This window comes from Pseudomonas lopnurensis, from assembly GCF_015070855.1.
Lineage (GTDB): Bacteria > Pseudomonadota > Gammaproteobacteria > Pseudomonadales > Pseudomonadaceae > Stutzerimonas > Stutzerimonas lopnurensis.
The window spans coordinates 1-23686 of sequence record NZ_JADDIX010000084.1 but is presented as its reverse complement, the minus strand read 5'-3'; the positions used below and the strand labels follow the sequence as shown (position 1 = coordinate 23686).

Annotated in this window: 21 protein-coding genes; 10 read left to right on the top strand and 11 right to left on the bottom strand. The window is 64.3% G+C overall.

What is annotated here, in order from left to right:
- Positions 1-97 precede the first annotated feature (97 nt).
- From IN820_RS17620 to IN820_RS17605, 4 genes are all read left to right on the top strand, one after another.
- Positions 98-553 carry a DciA family protein gene (locus tag IN820_RS17620; protein WP_193682225.1) on the top strand — a complete coding sequence of 152 codons (456 nt, stop codon included), beginning with the start codon at positions 98-100 and terminating at the stop codon, positions 551-553.
- 121 nt (positions 554-674) lie between these two features.
- Positions 675-1139, top strand: a complete 465-nt coding sequence (locus IN820_RS17615; protein WP_193682224.1) for a multidrug transporter — start codon at positions 675-677, stop codon at positions 1137-1139.
- 105 nt (positions 1140-1244) lie between these two features.
- Positions 1245-1502 (top strand): YebG family protein, encoded by a 258-nt coding sequence (locus IN820_RS17610; protein ID WP_193682223.1) that lies wholly within the window; start codon positions 1245-1247, stop codon positions 1500-1502.
- Positions 1503-1628: 126 nt separating this feature from the next.
- Positions 1629-1895, top strand: coding sequence for a DUF3509 domain-containing protein (locus tag IN820_RS17605; protein WP_193682222.1), 267 nt, complete (start codon positions 1629-1631; stop codon positions 1893-1895).
- Between the two features lie 167 nt (positions 1896-2062).
- Here the strand turns inward: IN820_RS17605 and IN820_RS17600 are convergent, their stop codons facing one another.
- The 4 genes from IN820_RS17600 to IN820_RS17585 all read right to left on the bottom strand — a co-directional run bounded on the left by IN820_RS17600 (position 2063) and on the right by IN820_RS17585 (position 9481).
- Positions 2063-4687 carry a LuxR C-terminal-related transcriptional regulator gene (locus tag IN820_RS17600; RefSeq protein WP_193682221.1) on the bottom strand — a complete coding sequence of 875 codons (2625 nt, stop codon included), beginning with the start codon at positions 4685-4687 and terminating at the stop codon, positions 2063-2065.
- Between the two features lie 269 nt (positions 4688-4956).
- Positions 4957-6318, bottom strand: coding sequence for a DUF1329 domain-containing protein (locus IN820_RS17595; protein WP_193682220.1), 1362 nt, complete (start codon positions 6316-6318; stop codon positions 4957-4959).
- A 104-nt stretch (positions 6319-6422) separates the two neighbouring features.
- On the bottom strand, positions 6423-8219 hold the full coding sequence (locus IN820_RS17590) for a DUF1302 domain-containing protein (protein WP_193682219.1): 1797 nt from the start codon (positions 8217-8219) through the stop codon (positions 6423-6425).
- A gap of 704 nt (positions 8220-8923) precedes the next feature.
- Entirely contained in the window at positions 8924-9481 is a 558-nt protein-coding gene (locus IN820_RS17585) for a hypoxanthine-guanine phosphoribosyltransferase (protein ID WP_193682218.1), read from the bottom strand.
- Between the two features lie 268 nt (positions 9482-9749).
- On the opposite strand from IN820_RS17585, the gene upp reads away from it, so the two are divergent.
- The 3 genes from upp (at position 9750) to IN820_RS17570 (ending at position 12078) form a co-directional block, all read left to right on the top strand.
- Positions 9750-10388 carry a uracil phosphoribosyltransferase gene (upp, locus tag IN820_RS17580; protein WP_193682217.1) on the top strand — a complete coding sequence of 213 codons (639 nt, stop codon included), beginning with the start codon at positions 9750-9752 and terminating at the stop codon, positions 10386-10388.
- Between the two features lie 2 nt (positions 10389-10390).
- On the top strand, positions 10391-11650 hold the full coding sequence (locus IN820_RS17575; RefSeq protein ID WP_193682216.1) for a uracil-xanthine permease family protein: 1260 nt from the start codon (positions 10391-10393) through the stop codon (positions 11648-11650).
- Between the two features lie 122 nt (positions 11651-11772).
- On the top strand, positions 11773-12078 hold the full coding sequence (locus IN820_RS17570) for a YkgJ family cysteine cluster protein (RefSeq protein WP_193682231.1): 306 nt from the start codon (positions 11773-11775) through the stop codon (positions 12076-12078).
- A gap of 65 nt (positions 12079-12143) precedes the next feature.
- Here IN820_RS17570 and IN820_RS17565 read toward each other — a convergent pair whose 3' ends face one another.
- From IN820_RS17565 to IN820_RS17535, 7 genes are all read right to left on the bottom strand, one after another.
- Positions 12144-12662, bottom strand: a complete 519-nt coding sequence (locus tag IN820_RS17565) for an acyloxyacyl hydrolase (protein WP_193682215.1) — start codon at positions 12660-12662, stop codon at positions 12144-12146.
- 83 nt (positions 12663-12745) lie between these two features.
- Positions 12746-13540, bottom strand: coding sequence for a glutamate racemase (murI, locus tag IN820_RS17560; RefSeq protein WP_193682214.1), 795 nt, complete (start codon positions 13538-13540; stop codon positions 12746-12748).
- A complete protein-coding gene (locus IN820_RS17555) occupies positions 13533-14288 on the bottom strand; it encodes a molybdopterin-synthase adenylyltransferase MoeB (RefSeq protein ID WP_193682213.1) in 756 nt (251 codons plus the stop codon). Before IN820_RS17555 ends, murI begins: the two co-directional genes overlap by 8 nt.
- A 25-nt stretch (positions 14289-14313) precedes the next feature.
- Entirely contained in the window at positions 14314-15141 is an 828-nt protein-coding gene (gene prmC, locus IN820_RS17550; protein ID WP_193682212.1) for a peptide chain release factor N(5)-glutamine methyltransferase, read from the bottom strand.
- A gap of 79 nt (positions 15142-15220) precedes the next feature.
- On the bottom strand, positions 15221-16303 hold the full coding sequence (gene prfA, locus IN820_RS17545; RefSeq protein ID WP_193682211.1) for a peptide chain release factor 1: 1083 nt from the start codon (positions 16301-16303) through the stop codon (positions 15221-15223).
- A complete protein-coding gene (gene hemA, locus IN820_RS17540; protein ID WP_193682210.1) occupies positions 16300-17568 on the bottom strand; it encodes a glutamyl-tRNA reductase in 1269 nt (422 codons plus the stop codon). The genes prfA and hemA overlap by 4 nt, the downstream gene beginning before the upstream one ends.
- Positions 17569-17745: 177 nt before the next feature.
- The gene (locus IN820_RS17535) at positions 17746-20046 is read right to left on the bottom strand and encodes a TonB-dependent receptor (protein ID WP_235989189.1); all 2301 of its coding nucleotides are present in this window, start codon (positions 20044-20046) and stop codon (positions 17746-17748) included.
- A 363-nt stretch (positions 20047-20409) separates the two neighbouring features.
- Here IN820_RS17535 and IN820_RS17530 point away from each other — a divergent pair, with 363 nt between their 5' ends.
- From IN820_RS17530 to ispE, 3 genes are read left to right on the top strand one after another with little or no spacing between them, the layout of a single operon-like run.
- Positions 20410-22140 carry a tetratricopeptide repeat protein gene (locus tag IN820_RS17530; RefSeq protein ID WP_193682209.1) on the top strand — a complete coding sequence of 577 codons (1731 nt, stop codon included), beginning with the start codon at positions 20410-20412 and terminating at the stop codon, positions 22138-22140.
- A 4-nt stretch (positions 22141-22144) separates the two neighbouring features.
- Positions 22145-22762, top strand: coding sequence for a lipoprotein insertase outer membrane protein LolB (gene lolB, locus IN820_RS17525; protein ID WP_193682208.1), 618 nt, complete (start codon positions 22145-22147; stop codon positions 22760-22762).
- On the top strand, positions 22762-23622 hold the full coding sequence (gene ispE / locus IN820_RS17520; protein WP_193682207.1) for a 4-(cytidine 5'-diphospho)-2-C-methyl-D-erythritol kinase: 861 nt from the start codon (positions 22762-22764) through the stop codon (positions 23620-23622). Before lolB ends, ispE begins: the two co-directional genes overlap by 1 nt.
- Positions 23623-23686 lie beyond the last annotated feature (64 nt).

Genomic DNA, 23686 nt, shown 5'->3' with positions numbered 1-23686 from the left:
GCGCATCGATAACACCGGCCTGCGGCGCGCCTGATGGGCAGCCGATGCCGCCAACGCTTCTGCTACCATGTCGGCTCCATCGTCAAGACGTTTTGCCATGGCCTTTCGCCCATCGCCGGCCCGTGCTCCCGCTGCCCTGCTGCGCGAGGCGAAGCCACTCAGAGCCCTGTTCGGAGAAGCCCTGCGCCTCGACCGTCTGCAGCAGTTGCTGGAAAGCCAGCTGCAGCCGGCCGCACGCGAGCATTGCCGCGTGGCGTCCTGGCGCGAAGGCAGCCTGCTGCTGATCGTCACCGATGGCCACTGGGCCACGCGCCTGCGCTACCAGCAGCGCCGGTTGCAGCGTCAACTGCAGACGTTCGAGGAATTTTCCGGGCTTGTCCGCATCCAGTTCAAAGTACAGCCACCACCGCCACCGCGGCATGCACCGGCCCGTACGCAACCGCTTTCCGACAGCGCCGCCAGCAGCATTCAGGCCGCCGCACAGGATATTCGCGATCCCAAGCTGCGCGCCGCCCTGGAACGCCTGGCCGGCCGCGCGAAGCACGACGCCTGACATCCTGCTACAAATGCGCGCCACCTGCCGTTGCGGAGTATCCGCCACAGCGGGTTAGCATGGAGCGTGCTGCGATGGAGGCATTGCTCATGCTCAGTCACCCCACTCCCGGAAACCCGCCATGCTGATCGGCGCCCTGCTCATCCTCACCTGGCTGGTTCTGCTGATCCGCTACCCGTTCAGAGCGGTTCCCATCTCCCTGGGCGCCGTGCTCGGCCTCGCGCTGGTCGCCGGCTGGGTGTTGTGGCAGGAACACCGGGAAGAGCAGTTGCTCGCCCAGGTCGAAATACGCCTGGCCTACGCGCCCGAACGCTGCCCCGGCGCCCAGCCGTTGCACACGAGCCTGCACAACCACAGCACAAAGACCCTGCGCAACCTGCGCTGGGAAGTCGGTGCCTACGCGCCGGGTTCCCCCACCAACCTGGCCCGCGCCTCCTTCGAGACGCCGACCTATCAAGGTCCCGGCGACCTGCAGAGCGGAGCACGCTGGGAGTCCTGTCTGCCGTTGCCGCAACTGCGCAGCGGCTATCGTGCCGCCACACTGGAATTTCGCGCCGAGCGCTTGCAGGGGCATATCGCCAACTGAGTTCCTTTTGCCCAGGCAAGCAACAGACTGCTGTTCATCTTCGCCTCATCGGCATATGCTGTATATACAAACAGTATAAACTCTGCCAATTGACCGAGGTGGTAAATGGCCGTCGAAGTGGTATACCGCAGCAGCCGGGACCTGGAGCGCTTGTTCATGGATAAAGCCGAAGCCGATCGTCACGACAAGATGCTTGAACTCGCCGAGGCGTTGGCGACGGTGCTGCAACAAGCGTCGCCGTCGTTGAGCGAACAGCAGGCCGAGGACATCGGCATCTACATGGCCAGACACCGAGAGCTATTCGCCAAAGCCTTCAGGAACAGTCCCGACGTCCTCTGCGAGCTGACGGGCGAGAACTCATGAGCGCAAGCCGCTGAGAAAGGACGAAACGACAACGCTGCGGCTTTTGGCCACGGGTCAGTCATCGCCGGGAAACTTGTCACCGCCTCACCGGGTCCATTGCTGGCAGCCCTCACGAGGTACCTAGGCATGACGAGTCCATTCCAGAAGATCAGTGATGTGTTTCGTCCCCGCTACAACGTCAACTTCAGCATCGAAAAGCCGGATGGCAGCATTCTGCTGACCCTGACCGGGGCGGAAGGCGTTGCCGTGAAACGCTTCATCAGCGCCGAGCAATGGCGGGACCATCAACAGTTGCAGCGGCTGATCACCAGCCTGCAGTTCAGCCTTGCCATCGAGCGCGGCGACCAGGCGCCAATCCTCTCGAGCGAAGGCCTCCAGCCCGCCGCCCTGTAACCCGCCAGCCTGATTGCCTGCAGGCTGCCCTTTTATGCCATCAAGCGCTTCGCCCCCGCGAGAATAAAAACAATAGCCATTGCTTCATCCTGCCGCCCGCCAGGTCGCGCAGCCTGTCGTCGTGCCTGAGCTCATCCCACGAGGGCAGCGCCTCGCAGAGCGGTGACTCAGAGCCAGGCCAGCGCCTTGGCCTTGGCCACCGCCTGGGTACGCCGCGCAACGCCCAGTTTGGTGTTGATCCGGCGCGCATGAGTCTTGACCGTATGCAGCGAAATGAACAGCTGCTCGGCGATTTCCTGGTTCGAGCAGCCCTGGGCGATCAGGCGCAACACGGCCAGCTCACGATTGCTCAACACCCGATTATCGGGCATCGGCCCGGGCTCATCCGGCTCGCGCTCGTAGTGCGCCAGCCGCTCGCGCAGCGACTCGCCCTTGACGGTCGCAGGCAGGATGCGCGCCAGCCACAGGGGCTGGCGATGGTCCAGCTCGCACAACGGCTTGACCAGATGCTGGCGCGCCGCTTCGCCGAGCGCCACACGCAGCTCCTGCTCCGCCTCGACCGCCTGCCCGCTCGCCTGCAGCGCTTCGGCCAGGGTGAAACGGCACTCGCACGCCAATCCCAGGCGCTGCGCACGCAGGTTCTGCTCGATCTGCTCGCGCAGCGCGGTGATCGCCCGCTCGGGCTGGCCCTCGAGCACATCGATCACCGCCAGGTAGCGCCGCAGCCGCGGCAGCAATTCGTAGAAGCCCGATGGCGCCAGATAGCCCTGTCCCTCATAGAGGTCCCGGACCTGGCACAGCGCCCCGCGCGCCTTGCGCAGCTCCCCCTGATGCAGCCAGGCGACGCCGGTGATCAGCAGCAGGATGCCGCGGAACCGCGCCTCCGGCACGTGCCGCCACTGAGTCAGCCGCTCGGCTTCGCGCAACCAGTGATACGCATCGGAAAATTCGTGGTTGCGCGCGGCGAGCTCCGCGAGCCCGACGTAGCCGAAGAAGCAGTACGAATCGCCGCAGGTTTCCGTCTCGACTTTGCCGCGCCGATACGCTTCACGGACGGGCTCGTCGAACCCCTGATAAGCCAGCAGGTGGCCTTGCAAGAGCTGCAGACGACCGATGATCGGACTGTGACGCACCGTTGCGCGCAACGCCTGCAGCGCTTCGTCCAATACACCAACGGCACGCTCGAACTCGCCGGTAAGTTCGAGCAACTGGATGCGATCGACGCTGAGCATCACTTCATAGAGCACGCTTCCCTTGAGCCGCGCGAGCTTCATGCCCTCGCTGTTGTACTGTTGCGCCAACTCAAGCTCGCCTTCGGCCATCGCCTGCTGCGTCAGTGCCTGGTAGCACAGGACCCGCTGCGCCCATGCATGGTCGGACAACACCTCGAGCGCCTGCAGGCAATTCTCGCGCGCCCCCGGCTCGCCCCGCAGACGCGCCAGGAACCCTCGCAGTGCCTGCCATTGCGCCAGCAGCTGGGCCTGGCGGCGGGCGTCCGGCTGGGGAAAGAACTTGGCCAGTTCGGCCAGACAGTCATCCACTTCATCGAGACGCGCCGAGACGATCAGCGCCCACCCCTGCAATACGATCAGCCGCGTGGTGCTGGCGAACAGATCCTGAGGCAATTCGCTGCGCCACTTGAGAAAATGCGAGACATTGTCACCGATCAGCAACTGCTCCTGACCGTAGCGCTGCAGGTAGTTGGCGGCCACCTCGGGCTGGCCCGCCCACAGGGCATGCTCCACAGCCTCGCGCATCTCGCCGCGACTGGCGAACCATTGGCAGGCGCGCAGATGCACCTGGGTCGGCGATACCGCCTCGGCGGAACGCTGCAGCATCAGCGCCAGCGGCTTCCACAGCCGGAACCACTCGCCACAGTTATCGATCTGCCGAATGAACAGCTGGAATGTCTTGAGGACGTCGAGAATGTCGCTGCCCACGCCATCGAGCACATGATCGCAAAGCTCTGCGGAAAAACGCGGCATGCGCGCCAGCGCCAGCAAGGCACGCCGAACCTCGTCACTCTGCCCCGCCAGCACTTCGCGCTGTACATAGTCGCGTAGCAATGGCGTACCGGCGACCAGGCGTTCACGCAACGCCTGCTCATCGGCATTGAGCAGCATCAGGCAGACGCCCGCCGGCCAGCCTTCGGTACCGCCGAGCAGTTGCTGGAAACTCTCGTGCGGCAATGCCAGGCGGTGCGTCTTGAGCAATTGCTCGAGCTCCTCCGAAGTCAGGGCAAGGGCTTCTGCCTCCAGCTCGAACAAGTGGCCCTGCAACAAGAGCCGCGGCAGCTTCCAGGCCGGCTGGCGGCGGCTGGTCACCCACCAGTTGACCGAGGCCGGCCCCATGTCCAGCAGCATGTCGAGGCACGCATCGAGTTCAGGACTGTAGTCGCGTGGGTAGTCGTCGAGCATGATCCATAGCGGCCGCCGGGCACGCCGCAGCAGGGCCAACAAGCCATCCCCGGCACCGGCTTCGCCATCCAGCCGCTCCGACAAAGCGGCACCCAGTTGAACATACAGCGCCTCCGGGGAGCAGGAACGCCCCCCAAGATCCAACCAGACCAGTTGCGTGCCTTGCGGCACCAACCGGGCGCACTCGCTCATCAGCACGGTCTTGCCGAAGCCGGCGGGCGCGCAGATCAAGCGCAGCCGACAATCGGCCGCCAGCAGCGCCTCGATCAGCCTCGGCCGCGGTATATGGACGGGTGGCAGGCGTGGAATCGTAGCGACTTGCCCCTGAGCGCCAGCCTCTGTACTGAGCGCGTCAGGAATGAAGCGTACGGACATGGCAATGGTTCTCTTGTTCGAATCAGTCCATTGAAACACAGCGCACGCCGTCGATCAGGCTCGGCTGCTCGATCACGACGGCGGCTCCCGCTTACGCTGACATCCAGAATGCAACGCTTCAGCAATTGCACCGCGTTGTCGACACATGCCGCTCTGCTTTCGCTCCGATTCGGTGCAAGCTGATGAGTGGGAAATTATCATCCGCTTGTTCGAGGCAGAAAAAAAGGCGGCCGATTGGCCGCCTCATTCATCAAACGAATATCTGACGATCAACGCACCCCGGCATTACGCAGCGCCGCGGGCGTGAAGTCGCGCGCCGAGGCGCGATAGCCGTACTCGTGGGGCTTCTCTTCGTTGCTCATGCCGATCGCGATATAGCGGCCGGAAATGATGTCGTAGAGAGCTTCGAAAGCATAGGCCGGCACCTGATGCTGGTAGTACTGCAGCGAGTGGGCCTCTCCCACGCGCCACAGCTGACCACGACCGTCGTACAGCTCCGACTGAACGATGGTCCAGCTGTCTTCATCGACGAAGAAACGGCGCTTGGCGTAGATGTTGCGCTCGCCGCTCTTCAGTGTGGCCTCGATCTCCCAGACCCGGTGCAACTCGTAACGCGCCAGGTCCTGGTTGACGTGGCCGGCCTTGATGATGTCCTTGTATTGCAGGTCGCTGGAGGCGATGTCGTAGCTGTTATAGGGCACGTACAACTCCTTCTTGCCCACCAGCTTCCAGTCGTAACGATCCGGCGCGCCGCTGAACATATCGAAGTTGTCGGTGGTACGCATGCCGTCCGAAGCGGTACCGGGGCCGTCGTATGCCACCTGCGGAGCGCGGCGCACACGGCGCTGGCCGGCGTTGTAGATCCAGGCCTGACGAGGTTCCTTCACCTGGTCCAGCGAGTCGTGGACCAGCAGCACGTTACCGGCCAGGCGCGACGGTGCGGTTACCCGCTGCTTGAAGAACAGCAGCGCGTTCTTGGCGCGCTCGGGGTCCAGGTCGGTCATCCCCAGCGGGAACGCGACCTCGTCCTCGAAGTGGACCATGGTGTAGCTGCCGTTGGTCTGCGGCGTGGCCTGGACGATGTTGCGCCGCACGTTGCCGCCGCGGTAACGGGTGATGTGGTTCCACACCACTTCCAGGCCGTTCTGCGGAATCGGGAACGCGTAGTAGCGGCTCTCGGTGAAGTTGGCGACACCGTTACCGCCCTCGACGAGTTCGGTGTTCAGGGCGCTCCTCTTCGCGGCCTCGTAGATCTCGTCCGGAACGGCAACGGTACGATGGGTCGGGAATACGCGGATTTTGTAGGTTTCCGGGTAGCGCTTGAACATGGCCAGTTGGCCTGCGGTCAGCTTGTCCTTGTACTGCTCGGCATTCTGCGCGGTGATGACGAACTGCGGTTGCTCGTCCTTGAAGGGGTTGGTCAGGTGGCCGTTCTTGAGCGGCGCGGCGTCGGTCTTCAGGCCGCCGGTCCACTCGGGGATGGAGCCATCGGCGTTGCCCGCTTTTTCCGCGCCCAGCGGCGTCAGCGTGGTGCCCAGCTTGGCGGCTTCTTCCGGGGAAACGGCAGCCATCACGCTGCTGGCGAGCAGCGAGAAGGCCAAGACACTGAATAGCTTTCTTGTTGTTTTCATACGATTCCAGTTCCTCTTGATCTTGTTATTTGGCCGGAGGCCTTGCGTATCGCACCGCCCGCCGATGGCTCGGCCACCAAGCGGGCATCGGGAATCGCCCTCCGTCAGAAATTCACGCCCACGCTGAATGCGAGGAAGTCGCGATCGACCAGTGTGTTGTAGTCACCGCCGAAGAAATCGGTGTAGGACAGGCTGGCGGTATAGGTGTTCTGATATTCGGCATCCAGCCCAATGCTGACGGCCTTGGAACCTTCCACGAACAGGTTGTTCGGGCCATAACCGTTCACGTCGTGGGAAAACGACAGGTTGGGCTTGAGATTGATACCGGCGAAGACGTTGTTGTAGTCAGCGATGGCGCGCAGACGATAGCCCCAGGAATCGGCTGTAACGAAGCCGTCCCAACCATAACGTGCGGCAGCGTCCGCATTAGTAGCCGGAGAACCGAAAATAGCATCACGTCCGTAGCGAACATCACGCTTGTTTTCCAAGCCGCCGACGTGGGTGTAGCCAATTTCTCCAATTACCGTAACGCGCCCAGCGCCAAGCACTTGATCGAAGAAGTGAGTGAAGGTCGTTTGCAGTTGCGTAACTTCCTTACGGTTGTATCCGTGGTAATCCATACCAGCCACCGAGAAGGGGTCACCACCACCTTCAAAAATTTGCCCTGCGCTGGCGAGCAAAGAGGTCACATCAGTTGTGTTGATCTGAATTGGAAGATTAGGGCGATAGCTGATTTCACCGGACCAGGCTGTACCGGTTGGCAGCGTCGTAGAGAAACTCAGCCCATAGAGTCGGACATCCTCCGGATATTCCAAGAAGTACTGGCCCCTGCCTAACAACGCTGCCGGCGCCACAGCCAATGGCAAAGTGCCTCCCTGCACTGCACCAAGAACTTGTGCAAGTCCCGCAGCGTCGGCATTCGTCATGCCCAAGTTAGGAGTTCGACTGTGATAATTCATGAAGTAAGCGCCATACTCGGTCGAATCGCCGAGCCAGCGGAGCGCTATACCGAATTGCCCGGAATCCCGTGCATCACGATCTCCACCACGCGGAATCATGACGCCCTCATCCGTAACAGTAACGCCTAGGCTACCTAATAGGTCTGGTACTCCCGCCGGGAATGGACCCAAAACATTGTAGTTGGTATCACAACCATCCTGCAGCGGATCGGAACCGGAGAAGAACGTACCGCAGTTATCTGCAATGGTCTGATCCCACTCCAATTGATAGAACGCCTCCATGCTCAGACGGTCGCTGAGACTCTGCGAGACATAGAGCATATTGACCGGAATCAGACCTTCCTTGATCTCCGCCCCCGGACGACGGAATGCTGCAGCATCCAGCGGGTTGATGGAATTGATGCTGTTGCCGATGAAGGTGCTCTCACCCCAGCTCACCACTTGGCGGCCGACCCGTACCGTGCCCGGTAGATCCCCGACGTAATAGTTGTGGTAGAGGAAGGCGTCGAGAATCTGCGCACCGGACGATTGTGCGGCTTCCTTGCGATTGCTGTCGCTGATGTCCTTGAACAGGCGGCTCTCGTCCTTCAATTCGAAGTCGTACCAATAATTGCCACGAATGAAGGCACCGCTGTCGCGATAGCGCAGCTCCAGATCATGGACGCCCTTGAAGATCTTGGAGAAGGTTTCGCCTTTCTTGAAATTCAACCGCCCGTCGTCACCGGTCTGGGTGAAGCCCGTGCCACCATTGGCTGCGCCTACCAGATCCCTATCCCGATCCGCCATCGACCAACTGGCGCCGATGGACATGGAGGAATCGAACTGCCCTTCGATTTCCCCGATATTGAAATTGACGGCATAGGCCGGTGCGGCAGTGCTCAACGCAATGGCCAGAGCCAGAGACTTGGGCTGGAAGATTCCGTGCCTTGTTGTTTTTGTCATGAGGCGCTCCTGGTTGGTTCGAAGTGCGTCAACCCTACCCAGACGCCGGCAGGGGGTTAAGCGCACTAAGGTTTGATTTAGCGTGTAATCCTTTAGTGTGAATAACCTTTCCAGCAGTGGCTTTCAGCGTGATTCCGTCAGGCCATGCCGTTCAGGGCTCACTGGAGATTAGCCTCGAATCCGGACACCGCACAGCCCGGCGCAGAGCCTTCGCGCCCGGAAATGGAAGAATTGTCGGCCAGTTATCCTAAAGTGCTATTCATGGCGAAGATGCGACGCCCCAAACCGGGCGAATAGCCCGCGCCGGCGGGGGAGAAAGGCCTGGGTCCACGACAGTCGAACGGGAGCGCAACAGCCAGGGTAGCGGCCACCGAGCGTTACTTCGGGTGCCATTGGGGAAAAACGAAACACCGGGCGAGACGAGGCATGGAATGCCAGAGAGCGACACCACTCGCACGACAGCTCCCCCTGGCCGGGAGAATGCCTACCGCCTTTGTGAGGGGCCTGCCCCAGGGGTATGTAGTTACGGATGCCGGCGCATCGTAGGGCGGGTTGCAACCCGCCGACCGTACCGGACACCCACTCCGTATCGGGGAGCCTGGGAGCGCCCAGTCCTTACTGGCGAGCGCCTGCGCAGGATCGCCAGACGCCCCTACGATTGCGAGTCGCGAGCCCGCCCCGATCCCAAGGACGAGCCCACCCGATCACATGCCTTTTACCGCATAGATGCCCGGCGCATTACGCCAGTAGCCCTTGTAGTCCATACCGTAACCGAAGATGTAGCGGTCGATGCAGCTGAGCCCGACGTAGTCGGCCTTCATCTCGGGACGCGCCTTGCGCTGGTGATCCTTGTCGATCAACACCGCGGTGTGTACCGCCGAGGCCCCGGCATGACGGCAGAAATCGATGATGGCGCCCAGGGTGTGGCCTTCGTCCAGGATGTCATCGATGATCAGCACGTCGCGGTCGATGAAGGAGATTTCCGGCTTGGCCTTCCAGAACAGCTCACCACCGCTGGTTTCATTGCGGTAACGGGTGGCATGCAGGTAGGACAATTCGAGCGGGAAGTTGAGTTTGGGGACCAGCTTGCCGGAAAAGATCAGGCCGCCGTTCATGACGCAGAACACCACCGGATTACGCTCGGCCAGCTCGTCGTTGATCGTCTGCGCGACCGCAGCGATAGCCGCTTCGACCTGCTCCTCGGTGTAAAGGCAGTCAGCTTCTGCCATGACTTGACGAATGTGTGCGAGATCGACGGACATGATGCGATTCCCCGGTGGTAGACAAGAATAATTAGGAACGCCAGCAAACCCGGCGGGCCGTCAGGCTGAGTCGCTACGTCGCGCGACCGAAACCCTGCGCAACGAAGTACCTGGCCAAACGGACCACTTTTCAGCCGCCCGCGAAAGGGCGGGGAAGATACCCACCCCGCATTCGGGCGGCAAGTCCGCTGGATGAATGACAGGCGAATAGCCGCTGCCCCGGCGATGCTTTAATCTAAGCCGGTTTATTTGCCCGCCGGAGCCACCCATGCCCATTCGAGAGATCCGCCACCCGCTGATCCGCCACAAACTCGGCCTGATGCGCCGTGCCGACATCAGCACCAAGAACTTCCGCGAACTGGCTCAGGAAGTCGGCTCGATCCTCACCTACGAAGCGACCGCTGACCTGCCGCTGGAACATTACAGCATCGATGGCTGGTGCGGCCCGGTCCAGGTCGAGAAGATCTCCGGCAAGAAGATCACTGTAGTACCGATTCTGCGTGCCGGAATCGGCATGCTCGACGGCGTGCTCAGCCTGGTCCCCGGGGCCAAGGTCAGCGCGGTCGGGATCGCACGCAACGAAGAAACCCTGCAGGCCCAGACCTACCTGGAAAAGCTGGTGCCCGAAATCGAGCAGCGCCTGGCAATCATCATCGACCCGATGCTGGCCACCGGCGGTTCGATGGTCGCCACCATCGACATGCTGAAGAAGGCAGGCTGCAAGGAAATCCGCGCCCTGGTCCTGGTCGCCGCGCCGGAAGGCATCGCCAAGGTGGAAAAGGCCCACCCGGATGTCGTCATCTACACCGCCTCCATCGACCAGCGCCTCGACGAGAACGGCTACATCGTGCCGGGCCTCGGCGATGCCGGCGACAAGATTTTCGGCACCAAGCAGAAGGACATCTGAGCATGTCGAACATGGAGGAACCTGTCGCGCGCCAGGCCCTGGCGGGCGCGCAAATGCTGTTCGTGGCCTTCGGCGCGCTGGTGCTGATGCCGCTGATCACCGGGATGGATCCCAATGTGGCACTTTTCACCGCCGGGCTCGGCACCCTGCTGTTCCAACTGGTGACCCGTCGCCAGGTGCCGGTATTCCTCGCCTCCAGCTTCGCCTTCATCGCGCCGATCATCGCCGCCAAGGGCGAGTTCGGCCTGCCGGCGGTGATGGGCGGCGTGATCGCCGCCGGCCTCGTCTATATCCTTCTGGGCTTCGCCGTGCGCCTGAAAGGGCCGGGATTCATCGATCGGCTGCTGCCGCCGGTGGTCATCGCACCGGTGATCATCTCCATCGGCCTGGCGCTCTCCCCGGTGGCGGTGAACATGGCCATGGGCAAGGCCGGTGACGGCAGCGCCCAGTTGATCCCCTACGAGACGGCGATGCTCATCTCCATGCCCGCCCTGGTGACCACGCTGCTGGTGGCGGTGCTGGGCAAGGGATTGTTCCGCCTGGTGCCGATCCTGGCCGGTGTCGCGGTCGGCTACGGGCTGGCGTTCGCGTTTGGCGTGGTCGATACCAGTGGCATCGCGACGGCACCCTGGCTGGCCATGCCCAACTTCATCGCCCCCGAATTCCACCTTGGCGCCATCCTGTTCATGGTACCGGTGGCGCTGGCGCCCGCCATCGAGCACATCGGCGGCGTGGTCGCCATCGGCAGCGTGACGGGCAACAACTACGTCAAGAAGCCCGGCCTGCATCGCACACTGCTGGGCGACGGCATCGCCACGTCCGCCGCCGGCCTGTTCGGCGGCCCGCCGAACACCACCTATGCCGAAGTCACCGGCGCCGTCATGCTGACCAAGAACTACAACCCGAAGATCATGACCTGGGCGGCGGTGTTCGCCATCACCCTGGCGTTCATCGGCAAGTTCGGCGCCGGGCTGCTGAGCATCCCGGTGCCGGTGATGGGCGGCATTCTCTGCCTGCTGTTCGGCTCGATCGCGGTGGTCGGCCTGAGCACGCTGATCCGCCACCAGGTGGACCTGTCCGAGGCGCGCAATCTGATCATCGTCTCGGTGACGCTGGTGTTCGGCATCGGCGGCATGGTCATCGGCCATGGCGAGTTCGCCCTTTCCGGCATCTCGCTGTGCGCGATCATCGCCCTGCTGCTCAATCTCTTACTGCCCGGCGGCGATGGCTGGCGCAACAAGCAGTTGAACGACAGCGTTTGAGCCGGCGCGGCGCCGGTGCTCGCCGAGCGGCGCCGTAGCTCGCCATCGGTTTTCACATCGTCGATACAGGCCGTTGGGCATTCATGCGCAAATCATGTCGCGAGACTCGCTACACTGCCGCGATGAACGAAATTCCCCATCTGCAGGTGAACGAACCCGCCGTGAGCTGCTCCAGCTGTGCGGCCTGCTGCTGCCGCCTCGAAGTGCTGTTGTTCGGCGATACCGGCGTGCCCGAACACTTCATCGAAACCGATGCCTGGGGCGGGGAGGTCATGCGGCGGCTGGACGATGGCTGGTGCGCGGCGCTCGATCGCGACAGCATGCGCTGCACCATCTATGCGAACCGCCCGCTGATCTGCCGGGAGTTCGAACTGGGCTCGGAGGATTGCCGGCAAGAGCGCCGGGGAAGCGCTTCGGCCTACCGTTAGGGTCTGTTGTCGGCTAAGGGCTGCAGGGCGAACGGCATGCCCTGCAGCGTCAACGAGGCGCTGGTTCAGAACGCCATGCGATAGTGCACCGAGTAGGTCTCGATGCCATCGTTCGGCTGCTTCAACCCGGCGTTGGAGTAGTGGATCGCCCGCACCCCCACTTCATGGCCACCGGCGAAACGCAGACCGGCACCGATGCGGTCCTCGAACTGGAACGACGATCCGAGCCTGTTGCCTTCGACTTCGGTGTTTTCGAAAGCGGCGATGCCGATGCCCGCCTCGAGGTACGGCTTGACCGACTGGCCGGCGAATTCGTAGACGAATACCGGCGCCAGCGACAGGCTGTGGTTGCTGCTGCTGTCATCGCCTTCCCAGTAGGTGTAGCCGGCATCCCAATAGCCGGTCAGGCGGCCTACATCGGTCTGGAACCAACTGGTGCCGAAGTCGAATTGAGCACCCAGCCGATAGGTCATGGTCGACTCGCTGGTGTGGCCGACCGCGGCGGTGAAATCCACCGCTTGAGCAGCCGCTATCGGCCCCACGGACAGCGCCGCCACAGCGGCCAGGGAAAACAGTTTTTTCATGGGAACATCCTTATAAAAACACTGTGTTTTATTTGGTTTTTTTCATCAGCATCACTTGAGAAACCCAGCCGAGCCGGGAGTTCCTAGCCCGCGAAGAACTCGACCGCTGCATTTTCACCCCAAAGTATAGGCAGCACGCGGGCCATTCGCAGCGGATCACCACTGCAATAGAAGCGCTGCTGCGCTTGGCCGTTCGCGAGAAGATGGCGTTCGGCCAAGACTTCATGCAAGTGTCGCGCGACCGCGGTGCCCGTATCAATCAGGCGGACGTCGGCCGGCAGCAGTTCGCCCAGCAGCGGCCCGATGAAGGGATAGTGCGTGCAGCCCAGGATCAGCGTATCGCATCCCTGCGCCAGCAACGGCTCGACCCAGTCGGCGAGCATCGCTCGCGTTTGCGCACTGTGCAGATCGCCGGCCTCGATGCGTTCGACCAGCCCGGGACAGGGCTGGGTGATGACCCGGACATCCGCGGCGAAGCGATCGAGCAACGCGGCGAACCGGGCGCTCTTCAGCGTGCCGGTGGTGGCGAGCACGCCCACCACGCCACTGCGGGTCGCCAGGGCGGCCGGCTTGACCGCCGGCTCCATGCCGATGATGGGCAGTTGCGGGTACAGCTCGCGCAACTCGGTGATGCCGGCGGCGGTGGCGGTGTTGCAGGCCAGCACCAGCGCTTTCGCCCCCCGTTCGAGGAGAAACGCCGCGATGATGCGACAGCGCTGGCGAATGTACTCGGGGCTTTTCTCGCCGTAGGGAACATGGGCGCTATCGGCCAGATAGAGCAGCGACTCATGCGGCAGGCGCTGGCGGATCTCGCGCAGCACCGAAAGCCCGCCGACGCCGGAATCGAACACACCGACCGGAGCCATGTGCTCAGCCATCGGCGCGCCCACAGACGGCACAGGCGGGATCACGCTTGACCCGCAGCTCGCGAAAACGGCTGGAGAATGCATCGATCAGCAGCAGCCGGCCCACCAGAGGCTCGCCGAAGCCGGCCAGCAGCTTCAGCGCCTCCAGCGCCTGCAGGCTGCCGACCAGCCCCACCAGCGGGCCGATCACACCGGCTTCGCTGCAGGTCAGCTCGGCTTCGCTGCCATGACCGTAGAGGCAGTGATAACAGGGACTGGCCGCGTCGCGTGGATCGAATACGGACAACTGCCCCTCGAGACGGATCGCCGCGCCGCTGACCAGCGGCTTCTTCGCCGCCACACAGGCCGCGTTCACCGCTTCACGAATGCCGAAGTTGTCCGTGCAGTCGAGCACCAGATCGACGCCGGCCACCGCCGCGCCGAGCGAATCGGCGTCCAGCCCGCTGCGGTGCGGCACCAGCCGGACCTGCGGATTCAGCGCCTCCAGGCGCGCCATGGCGGAGTCGACCTTGTGCAGGCCCAGCGAACGGTTGTCGTGGACGATCTGCCGCTGCAGGTTGGTCAGGTCCAGGGTATCGAAATCGGCCAGGTGCAGTTCGCCGACACCGGCCGCCGCCAGATAGAGCGCCACTGGCGAGCCGAGCCCACCGAGCCCGACGATCAATACACGGCTCTGCTTGAGCCGCAGCTGGCCTTCGACGTCCACCTGCTTGAGCAGGATCTGGCGACTGTAGCGCAGCAGTTCTTCGTCACTCAGCATGACAATGCCTCGCAGCAGAAAGGATTCATGGCTTGCGGCCCAGGCTGATGCGCTGGTGTCCGCCCAGATCGCGGCGGCTCTCCCGCGCGACGAAGCCCGCCGCCTCCAGCAGGTCGCGCACCGCTTCGGCCTGATCGTAGCCATGTTCGAGCAACAGCCAACCGTCCGGTTCGAGATGATCGGGCGCCACTGCGACGATCGAACGGATGTCGTCCAGCCCGTCCGCGCCGGCAACCAGCGCACTGCGCGGCTCGAAGCGCACGTCGCCGCGCTGCAGGTGCGGATCGTCGATCGGAATATAGGGCGGGTTGCTGACGATCAGCCGGTAACGCTCGCCTTGCAGGGCGGAGAACCAGTGGCTGGCCTCGAACCGCGCATTGCTCAGGCCGAGACGCCGGCGATTACGCTCGGCCAGCGCCACCGCTTCATCCACCCGGTCGACACCGACCAGTTGCCAGGCTGGGCGCTCCGCGGCCAGCGCCAGGGCAATCGCGCCGCTGCCGGTACCAAGGTCGAGCACCCGCGCCGGCGTAGCCGGCAGCAGGGTCAGCGCGGCTTCCACCAGCAGCTCGGTGTCCGGGCGCGGGATCAGGGTCTGCGGCGCGACGTCCAGCTCCAGGCTCCAGAAACCCTGGCGGCCGAGGATATAGGCCACCGGCTCGCCCGCGCGGCGACGCCGCAGGCATTCGGCGAAGGCCCGGCGCTGCTCGCCGCTCGGCACCTGCTCCGGCCAGGTGCGCAGATAACTGCGCGGCTTGCCGAGCACATGGGCGAGCAACAGCTCGGCGTCCAGCCGCGGCGTGGCCGAGTCGGGCAATTCAACGGCGGCGAGCAGGGATTCGATAGTAGCCATGACGGTTAGCTTCAAGCTTCAAGCTTCAAGCTTCAAGCTCTTACACTTGCCGCTTGTAGCTTGCAGCTTGCCGCTGCTCCTAATCTCCCAGGGCAGCCAACTGATCGGCCTGGTATTCCTGCAGCAGCGGCTCGATTACCTGCTCCACCGCCCCGCCGATCACTTCGTTGAGTGAATACAGCGTCAGGTTGACGCGGTGATCGGTGACGCGGCCCTGGGGGAAATTGTAGGTACGGATGCGCTCGGAGCGATCGCCGGAGCCGACCAGCAGCTTGCGCGTCTCGGAGATTTCCTTGTGCGCCGCGGCATCCTGGCGGTCCTGCAGCTTGGCCGCGAGCCAGGCCATGGCCTTGGCGCGGTTCTTGTGCTGCGAACGCTCCTCCTGGCACTCGACGACGATGCCGGTGGGCAGGTGGGTGATGCGGATCGCCGAATCGGTCTTGTTGACGTGCTGGCCGCCGGCACCGGAGGAACGGTAGGTGTCCACCCGCAGCTCGGCCGGATTGATTTCCACCGCGGCCTGCTCGTCAGGCTCCGGCAGTACCGCAACGGTACAGGCGGAGGTATGGATGCGGCCCTGGGACTCGGTTTCCGGTACGCGCTGCACACGGTGCGCACCGGACTCGAACTTGAGCTTGGCGTAGACGTTGTCGCCTTCCACGCGCGAGATCACTTCCTTGAAGCCGCCGTGCTCACCTTCGCTCGCGGAGAGAATCTCGACCCGCCAGCCCTGCTTCTCGGCATAGCGCGAATACATGCGGAACAGGTCGCCAGCGAAGATCGCCGCCTCGTCGCCGCCGGTGCCGGCGCGGATCTCGAGGAATACGTTGCGCCCGTCGTTGGGGTCCTTGGGCAGCAGCATGCGCTGCAGGTTGCCTTCCAGCGACTCCAGTTGCACCCTGGCCTCGGCCACTTCCTGCTCGGCCATCTCGCGCAGATCCGGGTCGCTGTCCTTGAGCAGCGCCTGGGCGCCCTCGAGGTCCTGCCGGACCTTGCGCAACTGGCGATAGGCCTCGATCACCGGCTCGACCTCGGCGTATTCGCGGGAATAGGCGCGAAAGCGGTTCTGGTCGCTGATGACTTCGGCATCGCCGAGCAGCGCGGTGAGTTCCTCGAAACGGTCCTGGAGGACGTCGAGCTTGTTCAGCAGCGAAGCTTTCATGGTTTTTCCGTGCCCTCGTGCAGGGCGAAGAGTTCCTGGGCCATGCTCAGCGCCTCGACGCGGCCCTCGGCGGAGAGTTTCTTCAACTGCACGCTCGGCGCATGCAGCAGCTTGTTGGTCAGCCCGCGCGCCAGTTGCGCCAGCACCTCGTCGGCGCTGCCACCGTTGGCCAGCAGACGCTGGGCCTTGCCCAGCTCCTCGTCGCGAATCCGCTCGGCATGCTGGCGGTAGGCCTTGAGCACGTCCACCGCGGCCAGCTCGCGCAGGCGCTGCATGAAGTCGTCGGTGCCGGCGGCCACCAGCTCCTCGGCGGCCTGGGCCGCGCCCTGGCGGCTCTTGAGGTTCTCCGCGACCACTTCATGCAGGTCGTCGACCGAATACAGGTAGACGTCGTCCAGCTCGCCGACCTGCGGTTCGATATCCCGCGGCACGGCGATGTCGACCATGAACATCGGCTTGTGCTTGCGCCGCTTGAGCGCCTGCTCCACGGCGCCCTTGCCGAGGATCGGCAACTGGCTGGCGGTGGAACTGATGACGATGTCGCTGTTGTGCAGCTCTTCGGGAATGTCGGCGAGCAGGATCGCCTGCGCACCGAGCTCGGCCGCCAGGGCGCTGGCACGCTCGAGGGTGCGATTGGCGACGACGATCCGCTTCACGCCCTGCTCGTGCAGATGGCGGGCGACCAGGGTGATGGTCTCGCCGGCGCCGATCAGCAGCGCCTGGCTGCGCTCCAGGCTGCTGAAGATCTGCCGCGCCAGGCTCACCGCGGCGAAAGCCACGGAAACCGGATTCTCGCCGATCGCGGTATCGGTTCGCACGGTCTTGGCGGTGCTGAACGTCGCCTGGAACAGCCGCCCCAGCAGCGGGCCGATGCTGCCGGCCTCGCGCGCCACGGCGTAGGCCGATTTCATCTGGCCGAGGATCTGCGGCTCGCCCAGCACCAGCGAATCGAGCCCGGAGGCGACCCGCATCATGTGGCGCACGGCCTGGTCATCGACGTGCACGTAGGCGCACGACTTCAGCTCATCGAGGCTGAGGCGATGGTAGTTGGCCAGCCAGGCCAGCACGGCATCGGCTTCGACCTGGTCCTGCTGGAGATAGAGCTCGCTGCGATTGCACGTAGAGAGGATCGCCGCCTCACGCGTGGGCGTGACGCGGCACAACTGCCGCAAGGCCTCGACCATCTGCTCGGGAGTGAAGGCTACGCGCTCGCGGACGTCCACCGAAGCGGTCTTGTGATTGATGCCAAGCGCGAGGAAAGCCATGCAGAATCGCTGATTCGAAAACGGAGCGCGCAATTCTCCTACTTCGTCAGATGCAGAACAACCACCGACATGCGTATTGCCGTGATAGCCCGCTTTCACGCAGCCAGCGAGCGTACTGCCGCACGCGGCGAACCCGGCGGGAAAAGTGCCCCTCGATCATCGATAACCCCGCATCGCTCAATAGCGCCCCCGCAGCGTGACGCCCATGGCGCGCGCATCCCCCGGCAGCACGGCGTAATCGCCGTCGGCGAGCAGGGCCTGCACCGAGCCGATGTAATGCTGATCGAACAGGTTGCGCACCCAGAGTTCGCCTTCCCAGCGCCTGTCGCCACGACGCAGGCCAAGACGCAGGTTGGTCAGCTCGTAAGAGGGCAGATAGCTGCCGGCGCCGCCTTCGAGCGTGCCGGAGTAGCCGCTGCGAAAGCTGTAGTCCAGGGCAGTGAACAATTCCAGCCCATGTTCCAGTGGATGCCGGTAATCGATGCCGGCCGTGCCGCTCCACTGCGGCGCATTGAACAGGCGCTTGCCACTCAGGTCGCACAGCTGCTGCACAGAGCCCGGCGCACAAGGGGCATTGGCGAAATCGCGGTAGCGCGCCTCGCTCCAGGCGAGCCCCAGGCGCAGGTCGATGCGAGGGCTGGCACGCAACAGGCCGTCCAGCTCGACGCCACGCAGGCGCACCTCGGGCACGTTGATCAGGTTGTCGCGGATCGGCGGCGACAGCTCGGTATCGCCAGGTCTGTTGGTCAAGACCTGATAGCCATCGACATCGGTCTGGTACAGGGCCAGGTCGAACAGGACACGCTCGCGCCAGAAACTGCTCTTCAGCCCTATTTCGAGCGAGGTCGCGCGCTCCGCGTCGAAGGTCGGCTCGACGCCTTCGCCGACCATGTCGAGGTTGATACCGCCGGCCTTGTAGCCCCGCGCCCAGCTCGCATAGGCGAGCAGGCCATCCTGCAGGCGATAGGCGACAGCGAGCCGACCGGAAAGGTTGTGCTCCTCGATGCTGTTGCGCCGGTAATCGTTGTCGCCCAGGGCCAGGTCCCGGAGCTCCTGGCCCAATTGCCATCCAGGCGGCAACGGCGCGAGAGCGGAGACCTGCCGCGCGATCCAGCCGCGTTTGCGCTCCGTGGTGTAGCGCAGGCCCGGGGTGATCGCCAGCCGGTCCGTGGCATGCCAGGTGAATTGACCGAACAGCGCACGGCTGTCGCTGCGCTGTCCGCCATCGAAGGCCTGCCGGGTGCCGTCGAGCAGTGACGGCGGGATCATGTCCGGTGGCAGCCCCGCCACTTCCGGCCGGTCGCCGAGAAACCAGGCCGCCGCATCTTCGCCGAAGCGATTGTCTATCTGCCGATCGAGCCGCTGGCGCAGGTAATACAGGCCCACGACATAGTCGACATGCTCGTTCGGCGAATCGGCCAGGCGCAGCTCCTGGCTGAACTGGCGGTGATCCAGTTGCGCGGACACACCGGCAATGGACAAGCCCTGGCCATCAGCGTCCATACCGGTGTCGTAGCGCCAGTCACGGTAGCCGGTGATGCTGGTCAGGCTCGCGCCATTGCCCAATGTGCGAATCAGCTCCAGGGTGACGCCATTCTGGCGGGTCCGTATGCGGCTGGGCTGATCGCTCTGCACACGCCGCGCATAAGGATCGAGCGGTAGCAGCCGATGACCGAGGTAGGCGGCACGCGCACGGGTCGGCGCACTATAGCCACCCGCGAGCAGGGCCACCTGTTCGTCCTGCCAGGCGTATTCGCCGATCAGGCGAGCGCTGAAGACCTCGCTGGGCACCCACGACAACTGGCCACGCAGGCCCTGGCGATTGCGATCCCCCGGATGGCTGCCGTCGTAGAGGTTGTCGATCTGACCGTCACGCGCAACGTCGTAGCCGGTCAGGCGCCCGGCCAGCACGCCATCGAGCAACGGGCCGGAGACGCTGCCGCGATATTCGCGCAGACCGTCTTCGCCCATCGTCACCTCGCCGTTGGCCTCGGTATCGAAGGTAGGCCGACGGGTAAGAATATTGATCGCGCCGGCCGTGCCGCTCCTGCCGTACAGCGTACCCTGCGGGCCACGCAGCACTTCGACGCGCTCGATATCGGCCAGGTCGAACAGTGACATGCCCTGGCGGCCCAGGTAGACACCATCGAGATATACCCCGACGCTGCCATCGATACCGTCGTTGGCGGAGCTCGCGCCGAGGCCACGAATCCCGTAGCTGGCGTAGCGCGGGTTGGGCATCGACACCAGCAGGCTGGGCACGCGCTGCTGCAGATCCTCGCTGCGCTGGAGGCCGGCTGCTTCGAGCTGCTCGCCGTCGAGCGCGCTCATGGTGTGCGCCACCTCCCGGTCATGCTCCTCGCGAGGATGGGCGCTGACGGTGACGTCATCCAGAACCAGGCCGCCCTGCTCCTGCTCAGCGGCCAGCACAACCGCCGGCAAGGACATGAACACGGCCAAGGGTAGAAAAAATCTCATTGTTTTCCTTATGACATCTCGCCTCGCCACCACTTCCGTATGGCTTGCCCGCACACCTCGGAGCGCAGACAGACGGCAGGTCGCCACGAGCCAAACAGCTGGGGCGAGAAGAATCCAAGCCGGCCTTACTCGACAGATAGTGGCACAACGATGGCACGGCAGGATAAAGCAAGACCGACGGTTCGGACCAGCGCCGCCTGCGACATGGCCTGCCCCGCAACTCCCGGCGCTCCATGCCCACGATGCAACAGCCACCGCACGAAGGAGTCCAACGACAGATCGTATAGACATACCCGCGCCCATGGGCTTGCCCCATGGCTTGTGTCATGATGCCCCGACCGCAGGTTAGCCGCTCCCGTCCCAATGAACAGACCCATCGCGTTACTGACCGCCCTTGCATTCCTGGGCGGTTGCCAGACCCTGACTCCCTCCGAGCCCGACGGCGCACCGCCGGTGCAGGAAGCCACGCTCGAGGCCCCGCCGGCCACCGCGACGGAGCACGGCTCGTTCAGCCGCGAGTCGCTCTACGCCCTGCTGGTGGCGGAGCTGGCCGGGCAGCGCAACCGCTTCGACATCGCCCTGGGCAACTATGTCCAGCAGGCCCACGCGACCCAGGACGCCGGCGTCGCCGAACGCGGCTTTCGCATCGCCGAATACCTCGGAGCCGATCAGGCCGCGCGCGATACGGCGCTGATCTGGGCGCGCAACGCCCCGGAGAATCTCGACGCCCAGCGCGCCGCAGCCGTACAGCTGGCGCGTGCCGGCCAGTACGAGCAATCGCTCGAATTCATGGAGAAGGTCCTGCAGGGCCAGGGCGACACGCATTTCGACTTCCTCGCGCTGTCGGCAGCGCAAACCGACCCCGACACCCGTGCCGGCCTGCTGCAGAGCTTCGATCAGTTGCTGGCCAAGCACCCGGACAACCCGCAACTGACCTTCGGCAAGGCCGTGCTGCTGCAGCAGGACGACCGCACCGAGGAGGCGCTGGCCCTGCTCCAGGCGCAACCGGCCAGGCAGCGGCAGATCCCCTCCATCCTTCTCGAAGCCCGCCTGTTGCACAACCTGGAACGGGGCGACGAGGCACTGCCGCTACTGGAGAAGAGCCTGCGCCAGCATCCCGAGGACAAGCGCCTGCGCCTGACCTACGCCCGCCTGCTGGTGGAACACGGCCGCCTCGAGGATGCCATGGGCGAGTTCGCCACCCTGGTGCAACAGCACCCCGCCGATGACGACCTGCGCTTCTCCATGGCGCTGGTCTGCCTGGAGGCCGAGGCCTGGCGCGAAGCCACCGTTTACCTGCACGAGCTGATCGAGCGCGGCAGCCATGTCGATGCCGCGCATTTCAATCTCGGCCGCGCCTACCAGGCCATGGGCGACACGCCCAGGGCGCTGGAGGCGCTGGAGCAGGTCGGCCCGGGCAACGAATACCTGCCGGCCAAGCTGCTGCAGAGCCAGCTGCTGTATGCCGGCAAGCGCGACCGGGAAGCCTCCGCATTGCTCGCCCAGGCCCGGCAACAGCAGCCCGACTATGCGATCCAGTTGTACCTGATCGAGATCGAAGCGCTCTCCGGACACGATCGCACCGAGCAGGCCTGGCAGCTCGTCGAGCAAGCGCTGGAACAGTTCCCCGATGACCTCAACCTGCTTTACACCCGCGCCATGCTCGCGGAGAAACGCGGCGACCTGGCACAGCTGGAAAGCGACCTGCGCTTCATCATCGAACGCGAACCGGACAACGCCATGGCCCTCAACGCGCTGGGCTACACCCTCGCCGACCGTACCGACCGCCATGACGAGGCGCTGCAACTGATCGAGCAGGCCTACCAGCTCAACCCGGAAGACCCGGCGATCCTCGACAGCCTCGGCTGGGTCAACTTCCGCCTGGGCAACCTCGCCGAAGCCGAAGCCCAGCTGCGCAAGGCCCTGCAGCGCTTCCCGGACCATGAAGTGGCCGCGCACCTCGGCGAAGTGCTGTGGACCCGTGGCGAACGCAGCGAAGCCCGCGCGGTCTGGTCAGAGGCCCTGAAACAACAACCCGACAGCCAGGTCCTGCGCGACACGCTGAAACGGCTGACCGGCTCGGAGAAGCCCTGACCCCATGATTTTGAGAAACCTCTTCGTCCCATTTCTGGCCCTGCTGCTGGCCGGTTGCGCCGGGCTCGGCCCGCGCGAATCGGTGGAAGGCGCCGGCAACGCCAACGTCTGGAAGGAACACCGCGACCACATCGCCAGCCTCGATGGCTGGCAGATCAGCGGCAAGATCGGCATCCGCGCGCCGCAGGATTCCGGTAGCGGCACCCTGTTCTGGCTGCAACGCCAGGACTATTTCGACATCCGTCTCTCCGGCCCGCTGGGCCGCGGCGCCACCCGCCTCACCGGACGCCCGGACGCCGTGTCGCTGGAAGTCGCCGGCCAGGGCCGTTTCGAGGCCGACTCGCCGGAAGCGCTGGTGGAGCAGCAGCTCGGCTGGCGCTTGCCCGTCTCGCATCTGCTCTGGTGGGTACGCGGACTGCCCGCGCCGGACAGCCGCAGCCGCCTGAGCCTGGACGGCAACAGCCGCCTGGCGCGGCTCGAACAGGATGGCTGGCAGGTCGACTACCTGGCCTACGCCGAACACGACGGCTTCACCCTGCCCGAACGCATCCGGCTGCAAGGCCACGACCTGCAGATCACCCTGGTGGTGAAGGACTGGCAACCGCGCCAGCTGGGACGCTGATGCAGACGCTGACGCTGCCGGCTCCGGCCAAGCTCAACCTGATGCTGCACGTCCTCGGCCGCCGCGCCGACGGTTATCACGAGCTGCAGACGCTGTTCCAGTTCCTCGACTACGGCGACGAACTCAGCTTCAGCCTGCGCGACGACGGCCAGATCCGCCTGCACGGCGAGCTGCCGGGCGTCGACCACGACAGCAACCTGATCGTGCGCGCCGCGCGCCTGCTGCAGCGCGAGAGCGGCTGCGTACAGGGCGCCGACATTCGCCTGCTCAAGCGCCTGCCCATGGGTGGCGGCATCGGCGGCGGCAGTTCCGACGCCGCCACCACCCTGCTCGGCCTCGACCGCCTGTGGCGGCTCGACCTCGGCGAAGATCGCCTGGCCGAACTGGGGCTCGGCCTCGGCGCCGACGTACCGGTGTTCGTGCGGGGCCGCGCGGCCTTCGCCGAAGGGGTCGGCGAGCGCCTGCAGCCGGTCGAACTGCCCGAACCCTGGTACCTCGTGATCGCACCGCAAGTCTCTGTTAGTACAGCGGAAATATTTGCCGACCCGGAGTTGACACGTAATACCCCGGCCATTACAGTTCGCAGCCTTCTTGCAGGGGGCGGTCGTAACGACTGTCAGCCGGTGGTCGAGAAGCGCTACCCCGAAGTGCGTAACGCTTTGAGCTTGTTGAACAAATTCGTTCCGGCAAGCATGACCGGCACTGGAGCTTGTGTGTTTGGGAGCTTCCCAAACGAGGGCGAGGCTGATAAAGTTCGCCGCCAACTTCCGGACACTTTGCCAAGTTTCGTGGCCCAGGGGCGTAACGTTTCGATGTTGCACCGCCGCCTCGAAGGACTGGCGCAGGAAGTGAGTGCATAGCGCACGGGTTGTACGATACAGGGGCGTCGCCAAGCGGTAAGGCACCAGGTTTTGATCCTGGCAT

Coding starts and splice junctions, on each gene's coding strand:
- IN820_RS17620 (WP_193682225.1), top strand. CDS start 98: ATGGCCTTTCGCCCATCGCCGGCCCGTGCTCCCGCTGCCCTGCTGCGC.
- IN820_RS17615 (WP_193682224.1), top strand. CDS start 675: ATGCTGATCGGCGCCCTGCTCATCCTCACCTGGCTGGTTCTGCTGATC.
- IN820_RS17610 (WP_193682223.1), top strand. CDS start 1,245: ATGGCCGTCGAAGTGGTATACCGCAGCAGCCGGGACCTGGAGCGCTTG.
- IN820_RS17605 (WP_193682222.1), top strand. CDS start 1,629: ATGACGAGTCCATTCCAGAAGATCAGTGATGTGTTTCGTCCCCGCTAC.
- IN820_RS17600 (WP_193682221.1), bottom strand. CDS start 4,687: ATGTCCGTACGCTTCATTCCTGACGCGCTCAGTACAGAGGCTGGCGCT.
- IN820_RS17595 (WP_193682220.1), bottom strand. CDS start 6,318: ATGAAAACAACAAGAAAGCTATTCAGTGTCTTGGCCTTCTCGCTGCTC.
- IN820_RS17590 (WP_193682219.1), bottom strand. CDS start 8,219: ATGACAAAAACAACAAGGCACGGAATCTTCCAGCCCAAGTCTCTGGCT.
- IN820_RS17585 (WP_193682218.1), bottom strand. CDS start 9,481: ATGTCCGTCGATCTCGCACACATTCGTCAAGTCATGGCAGAAGCTGAC.
- upp (WP_193682217.1), top strand. CDS start 9,750: ATGCCCATTCGAGAGATCCGCCACCCGCTGATCCGCCACAAACTCGGC.
- IN820_RS17575 (WP_193682216.1), top strand. CDS start 10,391: ATGTCGAACATGGAGGAACCTGTCGCGCGCCAGGCCCTGGCGGGCGCG.
- IN820_RS17570 (WP_193682231.1), top strand. CDS start 11,773: ATGAACGAAATTCCCCATCTGCAGGTGAACGAACCCGCCGTGAGCTGC.
- IN820_RS17565 (WP_193682215.1), bottom strand. CDS start 12,662: ATGAAAAAACTGTTTTCCCTGGCCGCTGTGGCGGCGCTGTCCGTGGGG.
- murI (WP_193682214.1), bottom strand. CDS start 13,540: ATGGCTGAGCACATGGCTCCGGTCGGTGTGTTCGATTCCGGCGTCGGC.
- IN820_RS17555 (WP_193682213.1), bottom strand. CDS start 14,288: ATGCTGAGTGACGAAGAACTGCTGCGCTACAGTCGCCAGATCCTGCTC.
- prmC (WP_193682212.1), bottom strand. CDS start 15,141: ATGGCTACTATCGAATCCCTGCTCGCCGCCGTTGAATTGCCCGACTCG.
- prfA (WP_193682211.1), bottom strand. CDS start 16,303: ATGAAAGCTTCGCTGCTGAACAAGCTCGACGTCCTCCAGGACCGTTTC.
- hemA (WP_193682210.1), bottom strand. CDS start 17,568: ATGGCTTTCCTCGCGCTTGGCATCAATCACAAGACCGCTTCGGTGGAC.
- IN820_RS17535 (WP_235989189.1), bottom strand. CDS start 20,046: ATGAGATTTTTTCTACCCTTGGCCGTGTTCATGTCCTTGCCGGCGGTT.
- IN820_RS17530 (WP_193682209.1), top strand. CDS start 20,410: ATGAACAGACCCATCGCGTTACTGACCGCCCTTGCATTCCTGGGCGGT.
- lolB (WP_193682208.1), top strand. CDS start 22,145: ATGATTTTGAGAAACCTCTTCGTCCCATTTCTGGCCCTGCTGCTGGCC.
- ispE (WP_193682207.1), top strand. CDS start 22,762: ATGCAGACGCTGACGCTGCCGGCTCCGGCCAAGCTCAACCTGATGCTG.